Source organism: Pseudoalteromonas sp. KG3, assembly GCF_030436385.1.
GTDB lineage: Bacteria > Pseudomonadota > Gammaproteobacteria > Enterobacterales > Alteromonadaceae > Pseudoalteromonas > Pseudoalteromonas prydzensis.
In genome coordinates this window covers 1710162-1728320 of record NZ_CP098523.1, presented here as the reverse complement: position 1 = coordinate 1728320, position 18159 = coordinate 1710162, and the positions used below count along the sequence as shown (strand labels likewise).

At 42.0% G+C, this 18159-nt stretch carries 15 protein-coding genes and 1 tRNA gene; 10 read left to right on the top strand and 6 right to left on the bottom strand.

Annotated features, from left to right (window positions below; translation table 11 throughout):
• Nucleotides 1-5: 5 nt before the first annotated feature.
• The 4 genes from parC to NDQ71_RS08190 all read left to right on the top strand — a co-directional run bounded on the left by parC (nt 6) and on the right by NDQ71_RS08190 (nt 4885).
• Nucleotides 6-2297: a DNA topoisomerase IV subunit A gene (gene parC, locus NDQ71_RS08205; protein ID WP_301562554.1), complete on the top strand. Its 2292-nt coding sequence runs from the start codon at nt 6-8 to the stop codon at nt 2295-2297.
• A gap of 155 nt (nt 2298-2452) precedes the next feature.
• Nucleotides 2453-3166 (top strand): 1-acylglycerol-3-phosphate O-acyltransferase, encoded by a 714-nt coding sequence (locus NDQ71_RS08200; protein WP_192541726.1) that lies wholly within the window; start codon nt 2453-2455, stop codon nt 3164-3166.
• The gene (gene rraB, locus NDQ71_RS08195) at nt 3166-3501 is read left to right on the top strand and encodes a ribonuclease E inhibitor RraB (protein WP_064667208.1); all 336 of its coding nucleotides are present in this window, start codon (nt 3166-3168) and stop codon (nt 3499-3501) included. The genes NDQ71_RS08200 and rraB overlap by 1 nt, the downstream gene beginning before the upstream one ends.
• Before the next feature lie 160 nt (nt 3502-3661).
• Nucleotides 3662-4885 carry an HD-GYP domain-containing protein gene (locus tag NDQ71_RS08190; RefSeq protein WP_192541727.1) on the top strand — a complete coding sequence of 408 codons (1224 nt, stop codon included), beginning with the start codon at nt 3662-3664 and terminating at the stop codon, nt 4883-4885.
• Here NDQ71_RS08190 and NDQ71_RS08185 read toward each other — a convergent pair.
• Nucleotides 4845-5183, bottom strand: coding sequence for a hypothetical protein (locus NDQ71_RS08185; RefSeq protein WP_301562553.1), 339 nt, complete (start codon nt 5181-5183; stop codon nt 4845-4847). The genes NDQ71_RS08190 and NDQ71_RS08185 overlap by 41 nt on opposite strands.
• A gap of 289 nt (nt 5184-5472) precedes the next feature.
• Between NDQ71_RS08185 and NDQ71_RS08180 the strand changes: the two genes are divergently transcribed.
• A complete protein-coding gene (locus NDQ71_RS08180; RefSeq protein ID WP_301562552.1) occupies nt 5473-6795 on the top strand; it encodes an outer membrane protein transport protein in 1323 nt (440 codons plus the stop codon).
• A gap of 162 nt (nt 6796-6957) precedes the next feature.
• Here the strand turns inward: NDQ71_RS08180 and NDQ71_RS08175 are convergent, their stop codons facing one another.
• The 3 genes from NDQ71_RS08175 to pepA form a co-directional block, all read right to left on the bottom strand.
• Nucleotides 6958-9813, bottom strand: coding sequence for a valine--tRNA ligase (locus tag NDQ71_RS08175; RefSeq protein ID WP_301562551.1), 2856 nt, complete (start codon nt 9811-9813; stop codon nt 6958-6960).
• A 60-nt stretch (nt 9814-9873) separates the two neighbouring features.
• The gene (locus NDQ71_RS08170; RefSeq protein WP_192542918.1) at nt 9874-10320 is read right to left on the bottom strand and encodes a DNA polymerase III subunit chi; all 447 of its coding nucleotides are present in this window, start codon (nt 10318-10320) and stop codon (nt 9874-9876) included.
• A gap of 161 nt (nt 10321-10481) precedes the next feature.
• Entirely contained in the window at nt 10482-11993 is a 1512-nt protein-coding gene (gene pepA / locus NDQ71_RS08165; RefSeq protein WP_301562550.1) for a leucyl aminopeptidase, read from the bottom strand.
• Between the two features lie 528 nt (nt 11994-12521).
• Here pepA and lptF point away from each other — a divergent pair.
• Together lptF and lptG are read left to right on the top strand one after the other, a co-directional pair.
• Entirely contained in the window at nt 12522-13634 is a 1113-nt protein-coding gene (lptF, locus tag NDQ71_RS08160; RefSeq protein ID WP_192542917.1) for an LPS export ABC transporter permease LptF, read from the top strand.
• Nucleotides 13631-14698, top strand: coding sequence for an LPS export ABC transporter permease LptG (gene lptG / locus NDQ71_RS08155; protein WP_192542916.1), 1068 nt, complete (start codon nt 13631-13633; stop codon nt 14696-14698). Before lptF ends, lptG begins: the two co-directional genes overlap by 4 nt.
• A gap of 40 nt (nt 14699-14738) precedes the next feature.
• On the opposite strand, the gene NDQ71_RS08150 is transcribed toward lptG, so the two are convergent.
• Nucleotides 14739-15233, bottom strand: coding sequence for an RDD family protein (locus tag NDQ71_RS08150; RefSeq protein ID WP_192542915.1), 495 nt, complete (start codon nt 15231-15233; stop codon nt 14739-14741).
• Nucleotides 15234-15494: 261 nt separating this feature from the next.
• On the opposite strand from NDQ71_RS08150, the gene NDQ71_RS08145 reads away from it, so the two are divergent.
• The 3 genes from NDQ71_RS08145 (at nt 15495) to NDQ71_RS08135 (ending at nt 17437) form a co-directional block, all read left to right on the top strand.
• Nucleotides 15495-15579, top strand: a tRNA-Leu gene (locus NDQ71_RS08145).
• 340 nt (nt 15580-15919) lie between these two features.
• A complete protein-coding gene (locus NDQ71_RS08140) occupies nt 15920-16471 on the top strand; it encodes a cytochrome b (RefSeq protein ID WP_301562549.1) in 552 nt (183 codons plus the stop codon).
• Between the two features lie 681 nt (nt 16472-17152).
• Nucleotides 17153-17437, top strand: a complete 285-nt coding sequence (locus NDQ71_RS08135; RefSeq protein ID WP_192542913.1) for a hypothetical protein — start codon at nt 17153-17155, stop codon at nt 17435-17437.
• A 314-nt stretch (nt 17438-17751) separates the two neighbouring features.
• On the opposite strand, the gene NDQ71_RS08130 is transcribed toward NDQ71_RS08135, so the two are convergent.
• Nucleotides 17752-17871 (bottom strand): group II intron maturase-specific domain-containing protein, encoded by a 120-nt coding sequence (locus NDQ71_RS08130; protein ID WP_225736754.1) that lies wholly within the window; start codon nt 17869-17871, stop codon nt 17752-17754.
• Nucleotides 17872-18159: the final 288 nt, after the last annotated feature.

Here is an 18159-nt window from a genome sequence, read left to right as displayed (position 1 = left end):
CTTTGATGAGTGATACAGATACCTTGCTAATGCAAGGAATTGAACAACAAACAATGGGACGTTTTACCGAAGACGCCTATTTAAACTATTCCATGTATGTGATCATGGATAGAGCATTGCCGCATATTGGTGATGGCCTAAAACCCGTACAACGTCGTATTATTTACGCGATGAGTGAACTGGGTTTATCTGCGGCAGCTAAATATAAAAAATCGGCCCGTACTGTCGGTGATGTATTAGGTAAATATCACCCACATGGTGATAGCGCCTGTTACGAAGCCATGGTATTAATGGCGCAACCATTTTCCTATCGCTACCCATTAGTCGATGGGCAAGGGAACTGGGGTGCGGCGGATGATCCAAAGTCATTTGCAGCCATGCGTTATACCGAAGCGCGTTTATCTAAGTTCTCAGAAGTACTGTTAAAAGAACTTGGCCAAGGCACCGTTGATTGGACGCCAAACTTTGATGGCACCATGGACGAGCCACAAGTACTGCCTTCACGCTTACCACATATTTTACTCAATGGTATTACAGGTATCGCTGTTGGTATGGCAACGGACATTCCACCTCATAACGTACGCGAAGTCGCCAGTGCCTGTTGCTTATTACTAGATAGCCCTAAAGCTGATTTAGATCAATTGCTTGAGCATGTACAAGCGCCTGATTACCCAACAGAAGCGGAAATCATTACCTCAAAAGCTGATATTCGTAAAATTTATGAAACCGGCCGTGGTTCGATAAAAATGCGTGCTATCTATACTGAAGAGCATGGCGATATCGTTATCACTGCGCTGCCACATCAGTGTTCAGGTGGTAAAGTTTTAGAGCAAATTGCGGCGCAAATGAATGCGAAAAAGCTGCCTATGGTTGCTGATCTACGTGATGAATCAGATCACGAAAATCCAACCCGCATCGTGATCATTCCTCGTTCTAATCGCATTAAAGTGGAGCCGTTAATGGCGCACTTATTTGCCACTACAGACTTGGAAAAAAATTATCGTGTTAATATAAATATGCTTGGCCTTGATGGCCGTCCGCAGGTAAAAAATTTACGCACTATTTTAACTGAGTGGCTGGTGTTCCGCCGTGAAACAGTACGCCGCCGATTGCAATATCGTTTAGATAAAGTGTTGGCTCGTTTACATATTTTAGAAGGTTTACTCGCAGCCTTTTTAAATATCGACGAAGTTATTGAAATTATTCGTAGTGAAGACAAGCCAAAGCCTGTGCTGATGGAGCGCTTTGGGATCACCGATATCCAAGCCGAAGCAATCCTTGAATTAAAACTACGTCACTTAGCTAAGTTAGAAGAGTTTAAAATTCGTGGTGAGCAAGATGAGCTTGCCAAAGAGCGTGATAAATTACAGCAAACGTTAGGCTCTGATCGTCGTATGTCGACGTTATTGAAAAAAGAAATTCAAGAAGCCGCTGAGTTATATGGCGATGATCGTCGTTCTCCGATTGTAGAGCGTCTTGAAGCAAAAGCATTAAGCGAAAAAGATTTGATCCCATCAGAATCTGTAACCGTGGTGCTATCAGAAAAAGGCTGGGCGCGGGTTGGTAAAGGCCATGACTTAGATGTTGAAGGGCTTAGTTATCGAGCAGGTGATGCCTATAAAGCCTCTGCCCGTGGTAAGAGTAATCAACCAGCGGTGTTCTTAGATTCAGCAGGGCGTGCGTTTGCCACCGATGCGCATAGTTTGCCGTCGGCGCGAAGCCAAGGTGAGCCAATGACAGGGCGCTTTAACCTCACCGCAGGTGCTAATTTTGAGCATGTCGTGATGGGCGAAGATAAGCAAGTGTTGCTGATGGCATCGGATGCGGGTTACGGCTTTATTACTGATTTTGTTGATTTAGTCAGCAAAAATAAAAACGGCAAAGCATTAGTCAGTGTACCAAAAGGTGGCCATTTATTGGCACCGATCAGGGTGAATGACGTAGCTAACGATTACTGTATGGCTATTTCGAACGAAGGGCGCATGTTGTTATTCCCATTACGTGATCTACCTAAACTTGGTAAAGGTAAGGGCAATAAGATTATCTCGATCCCAAGCGCTAAAGTACAAGCACGTGAAGAGTTTGTAAAAGTGCTGGCGGTGGTGCCAGAGGGGACGAGTGTGACCTTGCATGCGGGCAAGCGTAAGCTCACCCTTAAACCAAGCGATTTAGAGCACTATCATGGTGAACGAGGCCGTCGTGGTAATAAACTGCCTCGTGGTTTACAACGCGTTGATGAAGCGGTGGTTGAGCTAACCGTCATTGATGATGAGATTGAGCCAACAGAAACAGAGTAACATTTAACTTGTCACTAAAATTAAACGGCCTGCTTTTGCAGGCCGTTTGTTTTTAAGTAAGAAATTAATTTAAGCTTACAAGTGTGCGCTAAACGCTCGTTTAGCAACTAAAATAACGCTATAATGCTGGCGTTATTATTTTTGGAGTGTGTTTTTTGTTAGCTATTATTCGTATTTTGATCATGGCACTATTTATTTTACTAAGCTGTATATTTGGTTTACTCCTTTGTTTAGTAAAACCTTTTCATATAAATAATGTACATATTGTAGCCAGTTGGTTTGGCTCAATGGCTAACATGCTCGGGGTAAAACTTGTCATTACACGCCACCCGGACGCATTAGAATGTGGCCCAGCGGTGTATGTTGCAAACCACCAAAATAACTATGATATTTTTACTTTACCGGCCGTAGTACCTAAAAATTGCGTTAGTTTAGGTAAAAAAAGCCTCAAGTGGATCCCGTTTTTTGGTCAGTTATATTGGTTATCGGGCAATATTTTAATTGACCGTGGTAATCGTTCGAAAGCGGCGGGCACAATTTCTAAATCAGCCGATAAAATAAGGCAAAAAGGCCTATCGGTCTGGATGTTTCCTGAAGGAACGCGTAGTTATGGCCGTGGCTTACTGCCATTTAAAACAGGGGCATTTCATACGGCATTAAATGCAGGTGTACCTGTAGTGCCAGTTTGTATGAGCACCACACATAAAACCATTAAACTAAATCGTTGGGACAATGGTATAATCTACATCGACATGTTAGCACCACAGCCGCTTGATAAAACAATCGGGGCGCGTGAACACGCAACGCGTATTCATAGCATAATGGCTGCTAGAATAACTGAATTAGATGCTCAAGTGAGAGAAAAGTAATGGAAAATTGGCGTGAAATTAGTGAAGACATCGTAACTTCGTTATTAGAAGATGGCTCTGATCCAGAGATCCTTTATGAAGTTGAACACCACTTTGTTTGCGAAGACTTCGTAAAGCTTGAACAAGCTGCATTAGCTGCATTTAAACTTGGCTATGACGTTGAAGAGCCGGCAGAACTTGAGCTTGAGGATGGTAGTAAGATTTGGGGTTTTGACATTGTTGTTGAAGCTGAGCTTGATGTTGACGTAATCATGGAAGACGTTGATAAACTTGCGCAACTCGCTATAGATACCGACGTAGAATACGACGGTTGGGGTACTTACTTCCAAGAGTAATGTGTTAGCTACTAGGTCCTAGCCGCTAGGATCTAGATCTACTCGCCAACTTGCCATTTCCTAGTGCTTATTTCGTATTCGTTACTTTTGTTATAGACATTTGTAGTGGATCGTTGATAATCAGTAACTATTATTGTTTGAAATGAATTAATCACTTTATATGCTTATTACCCTGCCAATTTCTGAACTCGTACCAGGCATGTTTGTTGATAGTGTTAGCAAGCAATTTGAGGGTGTTGATAGTATAAAAATCAAAACTCGTGGCTTAGTTCGCGATAAATCGATTATCAAACGCTTAATGTCCGAAGGGGTGCAAGAGCTGCTGATAGATTTTACCCAAAGTGATGTAAGTGTTCCTACCAAATACCAGCTTAAACCTGATGCTGAGCTTGTTACTAAAGCTGACATTAAGCCCAAAAAAGCAAAAATAAAAAAAATTGTCTCAGTTGAGCAAGAGTTTGCTAAAGCGACCGTCAGCTATGATCAACATAATCGTAATTTACAAAGCTTATATGGTGATGTTACTTCAGGTTTAAAAATGAATATCGCATTGCTTGATGATATTGCCAAAGATATCGTGTCTTCGGTATTTCGTAACCATAACGCAATGACTATTTTGACCCGTCTTAAAGATAAACATATGTACAATTGGCGACATATGACCAACTGCGCCATTTTTGTTACTGTGTTTGCTAAGTATTTAGGTTATAAAGAAAATATTGTGCATGAGCTTGCCATGGGCGCTTTGCTGCACGATTTAGGTCAAGCCAAGTTGCCGCAAGGGATTTTTTCCAAGCCCGAAAAGGTAAATAAGCTTGAGATGCAAGCAATTAAAAAGCATGTTGCGCAAAGCTTAGGATTAGTTAAAGGTGAGAAGGGTATTACGCCATTGATGCTTGATATGATAGTCAATCATCATGAACGCTTAGATGGCAGTGGTTATCCGCGTGGTTTACAGGGAGAAAAACTCAGTCGACCTGCGCGTATTATGGCTATTGTTGATGTGTATGACGCGATGACTGCTGACAGACCTCACCAATTAGGTGATGAGCCAATTAATGCGTTGCGTTATTTATTGGCGAATAAACAGATGTTTGATAGTGAGTTGGTACAGCGTTTCATCAAATGCTTAGGTGTGCACCCTGTGGGCACCATTGTGAAACTAACCAATGAACGGTTGGCGTTAGTGACAGAGGGCAATCATCAAAACCCGATTCAACCGAAAGTAAAAGTTTTTTATAATGCCAAGCATAAACACCACGTTACTGCTAAAGACGTTGATTTAACCTCGGCTGAGCATGATTTAAAAATCGTCGCCAGTATAAAACCGTTAGATTACCAGCTTAATTTGGCTCGTTTGTTAAAAGAGCATCTGCTGGTTTAGGCTGTTTGGTTATTGATTTAGTGCAGCGATTTTTTGCAGAGTGTTTCGCTGAAAGTAATGCCCCGCTAAAGCAACTGGTCATTAAGATCATCCACAATAAAGTACCATTTTCTGTATGTAATGCAGCGCAACAACACAATAATGCCGCCGAAGCACAAATAATAGCGCCTAACCAATAATGATTTACAGGGTTATCGCAGTCGCCAGCTCTGGTGCAGGCGCAAAAATTAGCCTTGCAAAAGCAATACACACTGACGCCACAAAAAGCTAATGCAGCAATAATTAATGCTATTTCCACAGCTTCACTCCCTTAACTGAATCTTGTTGCTCAGTCTAATTACCCTTTAGAATCAAGTCAACACAAATGATAATTAATTGCAATTGGGTTTTTGGTGTATCTTGTCCGATGTGCTTTAAAATGTTGTTATATTGCTGTTAAAAACTTGTTTAAGTGGGGTTTTTTAACGAATTGTTACAGTTTTTTATTAAAAAATAAGGTAATGTGCTAAGGTTTTGAAGTAACTTACTCCTAATAATTAGATACAACACATGGGAACCCAAGCGCTTAGTTTGGTTAAGGTAACATAATGAAATTTACAAAAACTTTAATCGCAGCATCACTTGCTGTTATGTCTGCAGATACGTTTGCAGCGGCTTTTCAATTAGCTGAGCAAAATGCTTCAGGCCTTGGCCGTGCATACGCAGGTGAAGCGGCAGTGGCCGATGATGCGTCAGTGGTTGCACGTAACCCTGCATTAATGTCGGTATTTAAAGAGCAGCAATTAAGTGTTGCTGGTATTGCAGTTGTTCCAGATGTGAGCCTTCGTGGCACTGAAGCAAGTAATGCCTCAGTAAACCCAGGACAACTTAACGACAGTAGCATTGCGCCAGCAGCGTTTGTTCCAGCTGGTTATTTTGTAATGCCTATCGATGACAAATTTGCAGTGGGCTTTGGTGCGTTTTCAAACTTTGGTTTAGCGACAGAATTTGATGCGGATTACCCAGCAGGTCAGCTTGCTGGTGAAACTGAGATCGTGACAGTAAATATGAACGTAAGTGGTTCATATAAAATCAATGAGCAATTTAGTGTAGGTCTTGGCCTTAACTATGTATACGCAGATGCGAAAATCATTCGTAACTTTGGCGCTACGTCAGAACAAACTCAAGCTCAGTTCGATCAACTATCGCAAGCTGGTTTGTTACCTCCAGGATTTGCTATTCCATCACAAACAGAGGCCGTGCATTTAGAGGGGGACGACTACGGGTTTGGTTGGAATGTGGGTGGTATGTACCAGCTTGATGAAAATAGTCGTTTTGGTTTTAACTATCGTAGCGAAACAGATATTACTTTTGAAGGCGAGTTTTCAAGTCAGCTTCCAGTTGGCTTAGGTGTTGGCTCTGGTGGGGCAAGCCTTCCTGGTCGTGTTGAGATTACGTTGCCGGCAATTGCTGAGTTTTCAGGCTCGCACCAGTTAGATGAAAAAGCAGGCCTACATTACAGTGTGATGTGGACTGGCTGGAGTAGTTTCCAAAATTTACAAGCAGATGTTGATGGGCGTGATGAGCCAGGTTTTTCAAAAAATGAGAACTTCTCAAATGCAATGCGTTATTCAATTGGTGGAGACTACCAGTTTAATGAAGCCGTATTATTACGTGCAGGCCTTGCATATGATGAATCTCCTGCTGATAAAAATCATATGTCGATTTCGATCCCAGATACAGACCGTTTTTGGTATTCATTTGGTGTTAACTACACGATGAGTGATCAAGCTAACTTAGATATTGGTATGAGTATTTTACGTGGTAAAACACAAAACTTTACTGAATCTGATGACCAAGGTCAGCAATGGGGCTTTGAATCAAAAGGCCATGCGTACTTATTTGGTGCACAGTATAACTACACGTTTTAATATTTGACTAGAACCTAGAACCTAGAACCTAGAACCTAGAACCTAGAACCTAGAACCTAGAACCTAGAACCTAGAACCTAGAACCTAGAACCTAGAACCTAGAACACAAAAAAGCCGCGTTACTATAAAGTAACGCGGCTTTTTAAATGCTTTGTATAAATATTATAGACTTTCAATCTTCGCTTTTTGCTCAAGCAGTTTTGCTTTCGCATCCGAGAACTCTGCCAGCTTCTCATTTTCTTTAGCAAGTACCGCTTCAGGTGCGTTGTTAACAAACTTTTCGTTAGCGAGTTTATTTTGCACTTGGGCTAGCCCTTTTTCTGCTTTTTCAAGTTGCTTGTTAATTCGTGCAAGCTCGGCTTCAACGTCAATTAAGCCCGCCATTGGGATCATAATCTCAAGATTGCCAACATACGATGTTGCACAAGCTGGTGCCACATCTTTATTTTCAAGTAAAGTAAACGCTTCAATCTTAGCAAGTGAAGCTAAGAAGCTTTCGTTTTCTGCAATGCGGCGTTTATCTTCATCTGATGCGTTAGCAAGTAGTACAGATAATGGCTTGCTCGGGCTGATATCCATTTCACCACGGATATTACGAATGGCGAGAATGAATTGTTTAACCCACTCTAAATCGTCCATTGCTTTAGCATTAACGTTTGCTGCAGTGTAAACAGGGAAGGCTTGAACCATGATGCTAGTGTTTGCAGTTTCAAGGCCAGCCAATGGCGCAACACGTTGCCAAATAGTTTCTGTGATGTATGGCATCATTGGGTGCATTAAGCGCAGCAGGCTCTCAAGCACAGTAATAAGCGTATGACGCGTACCACGTTGTTGTGCTTCATTGCCTTTGAATAATACTGGCTTAGTAAGCTCTAAGTACCAATCACAAAATTGGTTCCAAGTGAATTCATAAAGCGTATTGGCTGCTAAGTCAAAACGGTAGTTGTCTAAGTGCTCAGTATAGGTTTTAACTGTTGACTCGAATTGGCCTAAGATCCAACGATCAGCCAGTGAGTATTCTTTTGCTGCATCGTTTGCAAAACCACAATCTTGCTCTTCAGTATTCATAAGCACGTAACGGCTGGCGTTCCATAACTTATTACAGAAGTTGCGGTAACCTTCAAGGCGATTCATATCCCAGTTGATATCACGACCCGTAGATGCCATAGCAGCTAACGTAAAGCGCAGCGCATCAGTACCGTGTGCTTCAATACCGTTATCGAAGGTTTTACGAGTATCTTTTTCGATTTTTTTAGCAACTTTCTCTTGCATCAGATTACTAGTGCGTTTGGTTACTAAGCTCTCAAGGTCGATACCGTCAATCATGTCGATTGGATCAAGTACGTTACCTTTTGATTTTGACATTTTATCGCCATTTTCATCGCGAATAAGACCCGTAACGTAAACAGTTTTAAATGGCACTTGTGGCTTGCCGTTGTCATCTTTGATGAAGTGCATAGTCATCATGATCATACGCGCCACCCAGAAAAAGATAATATCAAAACCGGTTACCAACACGTCAGACGGGTGGAAGGTTTTTAAATCATCAGTATTCTCAGGCCAACCTTGCGTAGAGAAGGTCCACAGTGCAGATGAGAACCAGGTATCCAGTACGTCTTCGTCTTGTGTGAGCACTACATCAGCGGCGATGCTGTTTTCGCTGCGAACTTCTGCTTCATCACGACCAACAAAAACGTTACCTTCACTGTCATACCAAGCAGGAATACGATGGCCCCACCACAACTGGCGCGAAATACACCAATCTTGTACGTCGTTCATCCACGAGAAATACATGTTCTCGTATTGCTTAGGTACAAATTGAATATCGCCATTTTTCACTGCGTCTTTTGCAGGCTCAGCCAGTGGTGCAACACGTACATACCATTGGTCGGTAAGCAGTGGTTCAATAACCACACCTGAGCGGTCGCCGTAAGGTACGGTTAAAGCGTGATCTTCAATCTTCTCAAGTAACCCAAGCTGTTCAAACTCAGCCACAATGACTTTACGAGCATCAAAGCGGTCAAGACCGTGTAAGCGCTCTGGAATTGGTGCATCAAACTCAAGCTCTTTACCGTCAAAGGTGTAGGTTTCGCCTTGACTTAAAATGGCCGCGTCTTTATCGAAGATGTTGATCATTGGCATGTGATGACGCTTACCGACTTCGTTATCGTTAAAGTCATGAGCAGGAGTGATTTTTACACAACCTGTGCCTTTGTCTTTATCGGCATGTTCATCAGCAACGATTTTAATCCGACGATTAACAATCGGTAATAAAATGTCTTTACCGATCAAGTCTTGATAACGCTCATCATCTGGGTTGACAGCAACCCCTGAATCGCCAAGCATAGTCTCTGGACGGGTGGTTGCCACGACAATGTAGTCTTTACCGTCTTGGGTTTTAACACCATCAGCCAATGGGTAACGTAAGTTCCACATGTGGCCTTGTTTATCTTTGTTTTCAACTTCTAGATCAGAAATCGCGGTGTGTAGTTTTGGATCCCAGTTTACTAGGCGCTTACCACGGTAAATCAAATCTTCTTTGTGTAAGCGTACAAATACTTCTTTAACGGCTTCTGATAAGCCGTCATCCATAGTGAAGCGTTCACGATCCCAATCAACCGATGCGCCAAGGCGACGAAGTTGTTTAGTGATAGTCCCGCCAGATTGCTCTTTCCACTGCCAAATCTTATCAATGAAGGCTTCACGACCTAAGTCATGACGTGTTTTGCCTTCTTCGGCAGCAAGTTTACGTTCAACCAGCATTTGTGTGGCGATACCTGCGTGGTCAGTACCTACTTGCCATAAGGTATTATTACCTTGCATACGTTTAAAACGCGTTAAGGTATCCATAATGGTGTCTTGAAACGCGTGGCCCATGTGTAAGCTACCGGTGACATTGGGTGGCGGGATCATAATTGAATAGGCATCGCCTTTACCTGATGGTTTAAAGTAGCCTTTTTGTTCCCAGTCTTGGTATAGCGACTGTTCAATATCTTGCGGATTGTAGGTTTTATCCATTACACAGAACCTTAAATAAGTACTTAAATGAGTTAGTTAGCTATTTATACAAAAGGTATGTTAGCTATTAATATCTTGCGTGGTGATGTTGGCACCGAGTTGGCGCAGCTTTTTAAAGCGCTCACGGGCGGCTTGTTTTGCTGTGGCTTCAACGGGCACAAAATCAAAAACTTGGTTAAAGCGACGAATAAAATCCGGGAGCTGTGTGGCCAAATTTATTAAAACTTTACGATTACCAACCGGTGGGGTAGTGCCAATTTCTACGGGCGCTCCGCCTTTTGGACCTTCACCTTGCAGGTTGTGAGGCACAAAACTGTCGGGGTCGAATGACCAAATAGTTTCATCAACGGCATGGGCAATTTCAATATCATCAACATAAATAAAGATGCGATGACCAAGGCGATATTGTTGCCCTGCGATATCTGCAGCTAAGCTAAAGAGAACATCTGCCTGAGCAGTTGATTCATCTTGTTGCTTTAGAACGAAAAATTGGGCGTTCATGCTCATTGTATCGGGGCTTCCCACAGTATTGAAAATAATACTTAAATCAAAGCAGGGATTTTGCCATATAACGCGTTTTGCTTCAATTAATACACCGATAAATGAAGAATAAATAAGGCGCCAGAGGGCGCCTTATAATGAGTTGAAGAGATTGCTAAACGCGATGTTTAATCTTGGCTGGTTTCGCTTACGCCAGCACGGTTTAGTAAATATTGTGTAAGCATCGGCACAGGACGACCCGTCGCCCCTTTATTTTTACCGCTGCGCCACGCTGTACCTGCAACATCTAAATGCGCCCAATTATACTTTTTAGTAAACTTAGATAAGAAACATGCGGCGGTAATTGTACCTGCTGCGCGCCCGCCTAAGTTGGTAAAATCAGCAAATGGACTTTCCAGTTGATCTTGGTAATCATCCCAAAGTGGCAATTGCCATGCGCGGTCGCCACTTTGCTCTGATGCTTTTAATAAATCATGAGCAAGCGGGTTATGGTTTGATAACAAACCGGTTGCATGAGCGCCCAGTGCCACAATACAAGCGCCGGTCAATGTGGCTACGTCAATCACGGTTTCAGGTTCAAAACGTTCAACATAGGTCAATGCATCACATAACACTAAACGGCCTTCGGCGTCAGTATTGAGTACTTCAACCGTTTGCCCCGACATAGTTGTTAAAATATCACCTGGGCGGTAAGCATTTGAGCTTGGCATGTTTTCACAGCCAGCCAGCACGCCAATCACGTTAATCGGTAATTGCATTTGTGCTAAGGCACGCATTGCACCAATAACCCCTGCTGCACCGCCCATATCGTATTTCATTTCGTCCATGGCTTCGCCAGGTTTGAGTGAAATACCGCCTGAGTCAAATGTTAAGCCTTTACCAACCAGTACAATAGGGGCTTGATCTTTCGCGCCACCTTGGTAGTTGATAACCGACATAACCGATTCGTTATCACTACCACGGCCCACCGCTAAGTATGAATTCATACCCAGTTCGGCCATTTTATCTTCACCAATAATATCAACAGTGATGTTATCGAAATTGCTGGCAAGCTCTTGTGCTTGTTCACCTAAATACGCTGGGTTACAGATATTTGGTGGCATGTTCGCTACGTCTTTACATAACTTACTACCCGCAGCGATGGCTAAACCATGTTCAATGGCGCTTTCACCAATCGTCAATTCGCGGCGAGTGGGTACGTTAAACACAATTTTACGTAGCGGGCGACGCGGGTCGCTTTTTTTACTTTTTAATTGATTAAAGGTATATAAGCAATCTTGGGTGGTTTCGACTGCTTGGCGGACTTTCCAATACGTATCGCGGCTTTTTACATGTTGCTCGGTTAAAAAGCATACCGCTTCCATTGACCCTGTTTCGTTAAGGGTATTAATGGTTTTTGAAATAATTTGTTTGTACTGTTTATCATCAAGCTCACGCTCTTTACCACAACCAACCAGTAGTATGCGCTCACTTAGTACGTTTGGTACATGATGCAATAACAATACTTGCCCTGGTTTACCTTCAAGATCACCACGGCGTAATAAATTAGAGATATAACCATCGCTGATTTTATCGAGTTGTTCACCAATGGGGGATAAACGACGTGGCTCATAAACGCCAACTACTATACATGCGCTACGTTGCTTTTCAGGACTACCACTTTTTACGCTAAATTCCATTGTCACTCCTAATTTTGAGTCATTTAACCCTTAAATAAGGGCAATATAATAAAAACCCAGTTACTTACATTAATATTAGCTTATAAATGCTGACTCATTATGTGTATTTGAACTTTATACTTTTGTAGCCATCAATACCACTAATGCGACAATATATCGAGTTGCTAGGTAGGATATCTATACCCAAGCTACCTCAAGATGCAGAATTCAGCGTTTCACAGGGGCTTAATATCAAGGCGTTACTTTGCAAGAATGGCAGTCCCTTTTAAGAAGTAACAACGATGAGAGTAAGTGTCTGTGAAACGCCCAGGGGGTTGGTTTAAAAGCGATTTATACTGCGTTATTGATTTTAACAATAGAACCACTATTACCTGCAATCAATGCCTTGCCTAAATCGCTTTTAATTCCAACTGAAACTCGCATCTTGAGGTGGTTTGGGTATAATGCTGATGACATATAATAAAACCTTAAGTTTACTCAAATTTTCTTACTCTTGAAGTGAAACACCATGTTTAACAGGGGCGATCATTGCTAATTTTCCGTTATTTGACCACTGAAGTTTTAAAGTCTCAGGTCGCCGTATTTTTAACTTTGATGACAATTTTTTTGTCACAAAAGTTTGTTGTTATTTTAAGCGATGCCTCTGAAGGCGGCATTCCTGCTAAGCTAGTGCTATCGATGATTGCACTCAAGTTACCACAACTGGCGTCACTTATATTACCGCTTAGTATCTTTTTAGGGATCATTCTCGCCTATAGTCGAATTTATGCCGACAGTGAAATGACCGTGTTAAAAGCCTGCGGGGTGAGTGAGTGGTATGTCGTGCGTGTTACTTTAATTTCAAGTGTGGTACTAGCATTATTAGCCGCCATACTCACGTTATATGTTGCACCATGGGCGAGTGAACAAGAATATCAATTAAAAGAACAAGCCAAAGCGGATGCTGGGTTATCGGCATTACGGGCGGGGCGATTCCAGCAAACAGGCAATGAAAAAGCCGTGGTGTTTATTCATAACATTGAAAATGGCGGTAAAGAATTAAATAAGGTGTTTGTAGCCCAGCTACCAGACAGCGAAAAAGACAACTTAGCCCGTTTAGTTTATGCTGAGCGCGGAGTGGTGGTAGAGCAAGAAAATGGTGAGCAGCAATTAGTGCTTAGTGATGGTAAGCGTTACGAAACCGATGGCAAAACCCCTGAACTCAATTTAACCGAGTTTGACGGCTACAGCGTACAAATACGCGAACAAGAGATTGAACACCAACGCCGAAAACTTGAAGCCGTCCCCACTATCGACTTACTCGCTATGAAGGGTTCTGAAGCTGTAGCGCAGTGGCAATGGCGCATTGCAATCCCACTTTCTATTCCTTTGCTAACTTTATTGGCGGTACCTTTGAGTGTGGTTAATCCACGCCAAGGTAAATTTGCCAAATTAGTCCCTGCAATCAGCTTATATTTAGGTTATTTTATCTTACTTAATGCAGCAAAATTTGCTGTTGAAGATGGCAAGATCCCGCCGTCGATTGGCTTATGGTGGATCCACTTTACAGCACTATTTATAGGAGGTTTTTTGATTATCAAAGGACGGCCACTCGGTGCTTGGCTTAAAGCTGTCATCACCAAGCGGGAGTTAGGCGCATGATGAAAATGCTTGATTGGTACTTAGGCCGTAGTATTTTGCAAACCACTGGTTTTGCGCTGATGGTATTGGTGGGGATAAGCACCTTAATTAAATTTATTGAGCAGCTTAAATCAGTTGGTCGAGGTAGTTACGATATCGCAACCGCGTTACTTTATACCTTGTATAGCATGCCAGGTGACTTAGTGGTGTTTTTCCCCATGGCTGCACTCATCGGCGGTTTAACTGGCTTGGGAGCGCTTGCCTCAAACAGTGAGTTGGTGGTGATGCAAGCCGCGGGTATGTCGCGTTTGCAAATAATTATCTCAGTAATGAAAACTGCAATATTTATGGCGCTTTGCATGATGGCACTGGGCGAGTGGGGCGCACCGGCTGCACAGCTTAAAGCAAAAGAAATGCGTAACCACGCTATTCATGGTGGTGATGTGTTTAATGCACAACAAGGCGTATGGGCCAAAGATGGTAATAACTTTATTAATATTGAAGATGTTGACCAAAACGGCGTATTGCATGGCGTAAATATGTATCACTTTGATAAATCATTGCAACTTACGCAAATCACCAAAGCGCGAGAAGCCGTAAGTCGCAAAGATGGTTGGCTATTGCGCGATGTAAATAAAGTGCAATTGGGCGAAGAGCAAATTAATACTCAGCAGCAAGATGAAGAGTTTTATGATTCACAACTGACCGCTGAAAAGCTCGGTGTGGTATCGGTCAAGCCTGAGTCACTATCATTTACAGGGTTGTGGTCATATTTAGGTTATTTAAAGCAAAATGAGCAAGACACCAGTACCTATGAGTTAGCGCTGTGGCGCAAAATAATGCAGCCAGTATCAATTGCTGTGATGTTGCTGGTAGCGCTGTCGTTTATATTTGGCCCACTTCGTACAGTAACCATGGGGGCAAGGATTGTGATGGGAGTTGTTACGGGGATCGTATTTCACTTAACCAATGAAATATTTGGCCCTGTGGTAATGGTTTATCAAATTCCAGCAATTATCGGTGCTACTCTACCGAGTATTATCTTCATTGGTTTTGCTACTTACTTGCTGAATAAGCGCAATTAATAACGCACGGAGCTAGATGTATCGCTAGCTCCTAAAAAATTTAATCTAATGAGCGATAAATTCGTTTGTTTTCTTCTTTAGTTAGCGCAACAACCTCGGTTTTAGAAATATAATCTTGCAGTGCACGCTTGTTTTTAAAATCAACTAACACCACTAAATTACCCAAACCAAGCAGGGCTGACATGCTGCGAATAACCGCTTGTGACCAGCTGATCAGCTCACCATCACGCGTTTGTACTTTTAAACGCCATGCCCGCATACCAATCGTTTGCCCGCTCTTAGTCCAAAAATAAGCAAAAAATACAACATTTACACCAACAAATAAGACACTACGAATACCATATAGCAACGGAGAGTCTTGTATAAAGGCCGCAGGATCTTCAGTTTGTGGGATAAAGCCTAGTGCAATTAAGCTCTGAATAGCCGCAAAATATAAAATGGCAGTCAACATAGATAATGAGATAACGACTAAAGAATCATAAATCAATGAAGCAAAGCGACGCCAAAAGCCCGCACGTGGAAATTCACCAGACATAAACACACTCACAAAGTTAAGTTGCGCGCTAGTTTAGCAAATAGCGAGACAAATACTAGTTGTAGCGTAGCTCGCTTTAATGAGCGAATGTTAATGGTTGCTTAATTGTTAAGCGGTTGATCAGGGTTTTGTAAAAAACGCTTGCTGCTCCTCTGATTGTTTGTATAATGCTTGCCATAGAGACGAAGACGGTTTGATAAGTCTTAGCTCTAAAGTGGTTTTTCTTTATCTTCTCATGTTAGAAGGTTAAAGAAAAATGATGCCAGCGTGATGAAATTGGTATACATGGGGGATTCAAAATCCCCTGCCGCAAGGCGTGCCGGTTCAAGTCCGGCCGCTGGTACCACTTTTAATAGCCCTGACCACATTGGTCGGGGTTTTAGTAAAGTGCTAAGCCATAAGCTATTAGTTTAACTAGCAAATACTTCTCGAAAGGTAACCAACGGTTGTTATTTTGTTATGCAATCACTTAAGTTTATTTTAAGTTTCACTGTTTACGCTTAACCAACCATATTTAACCATAGTTTTAAAATATAAATTTATGTTTTAGATCACTAAATACTTAGTAACGATAGGTTACTTTATAGTGGAGTATTTAATACGTACAAGGGGAGAGGCTACCTTTTCAAGCTCCCAAAACATAAGAGCTAGGTTGATGAGGACGCTACATTTTTTCGAGAGGCATTATGAATTTAAAAAACACAACAACTCATTACAATACGCTCTCCATTGCTTTGCATTGGCTTATGTTCATATTGATTGTCGCTGTGTACGCAAGCATTGAACTGCGCGAATTATTCGACAAAGGGACTACAATCCGAGATGCCTTTAAAATGTGGCATTTTATGCTTGGTTTATCGGTTTTAGCCTTAGTAAGCGTTAGGCTAGTTGCTCGCATAGTAGATGGTTCGGCTCCTGATATAAAACCAGAGCCAGCTAAGTGGCAAAATAACCTGGCCAAACTAGTGCATCTTATTTTGTATGGTTTCATGTTTGCTATGCCTATTGCTGGATGGTTAATTTTGAGCACGGCAGGCAAACCAATTCCGTTTTTTGGTCTAGAGCTGCCGCCATTGGCCAGTAAAGATTTAGACTTAGCTAAAACCATCAAAGGGCTGCATGAAACTGCAGGGGAAATTGGCTATTACTTGATTGGACTACATGCAGCCGCTGCCTTATTCCACCACTATGTTTTAACTGATAATACGCTTACACGAATGCGATTGCCGAAAAAATAACAGCGAATAAAAATTAAAAAAGGAGGTTCAATTTGCCTTTTGCCACTTTGACGAAGTTCGGCTAAGAGTGATAACCAGACATTGAAGTTTGTGTTTATGTAAGTCGCAACTACTCAAGTGATACGATCGGGAAACATGCAAGATTGGCATCTTGCGATTTATTGGTGTGATAAATTTAGATATTGCGACGAATGACGAATGAAATAGTTAGAACGAGTTAGCAGCCTTGCTTGCTGCATCAAATCAACTCGTTAACCTGCTGAACTGCTCAGGTCAGGTCAGTAACGACTGTGCGTACGAAAAATATAATTGCTTAACGGTTAAACATTAGGTTTAATGGATACATAATAAACGCTGAGTAACGCAGGGACAGCTTAGATACGACAGGCACGCCAAATTAAATTGGCTTGATATAGCTTAGGTCCTAAAAAGCAAATACCCATAGCATAAATAACACCAACTCTGACACACCGAGCAGGTAGCGCCTCAGCCCAACAAGCGATTATGCAACACAAACTGCGTGTCGCATAAATACTAAAATGTTATGAGTCTCCCTCCCCCCCCTCCAGATTCATAAAATTAAGCCAATTTAATTAAATCCATTTAATTTGTTGCACGCTCACTTAAATTGATTTAATCTAGGCACTCAATTAAATCAGTTTAAGTCAGAGAGAGTTGCACATGGCCAGAAAGAAAAATCATATACTCAATGCCTTGGAGTCCATCGCCAAGGCGCAAGAGGAATTAGAAAATAGAGTTGAAACTCACGACAAGATTATTGAAAGCCAAGGACAAGATATTGCCAGGCTAGAACAGCAAGTAATGAGTCTACGAAATCAAGCTATCCAAGCAGAAGTCGCAAGCGGTGAACGCTCAGATGCTGTGGCAAAAAAATATGGTGTTACTGCTTCTCGTGTAGCACAAATAGCACCTAGAAAAGAGTTTCATCGCTCTAAACCTAATTAACTCATAATCGGGTAGCCGGAGGTCTCTAACCTCCAGCCCCCACACCACCGATCATGCGCTTTTATTAACAGGAAGTGCAATGGGCGGTTCATCTCCCGTAATGAATATTGATCCAAATATCTCTCAATGACACTAAACCTTGTGAAGCTAAGTAGTTATTGCCTAGCGCAATATTAATTCCTTTTGTTTTTGAGCTTCTACAAGGGCCTTCGCTTTCAAGCGCTACTTTTGGTACTGGTGATACCACATGCTATGGCGAGTCGTTCGCTGACCCCCAGTTTTATTAAACTGCGCACTTTAGTGCGTGCTATTTCTTATAAATAGCGCCATTGCCGCCAGTAGCACATACTTATCCTACGACTGATCCAGAGATCTAAATCCACCGTTAGCAGATTAGCGTTGGCTATTCGGTAGTAATGTCCCCCGCCGCGCAAATACTTTTGGGGCTAGAATCTGTATTACTCTAAAGCGCAGCGGCTCTTAACTCTTTGTGAATAATTCAATTAAAGATCTTTTGCACAAAGAGAAGGAAATGAGAAGTAAATGAGGATGAACTTGAAGGTTAATATTAGCATGCGTAAAACATACTGCACTAATAAGGGTAGGCACTTATCACCTCAAATAAGCCACTCAAACACCTCCAAAAAGCCAATTAAAACAACACCAAGCCCTATTTTATATTTTACGTGAAATCGAAGTAACCAATTGAATCAAAATAGGAA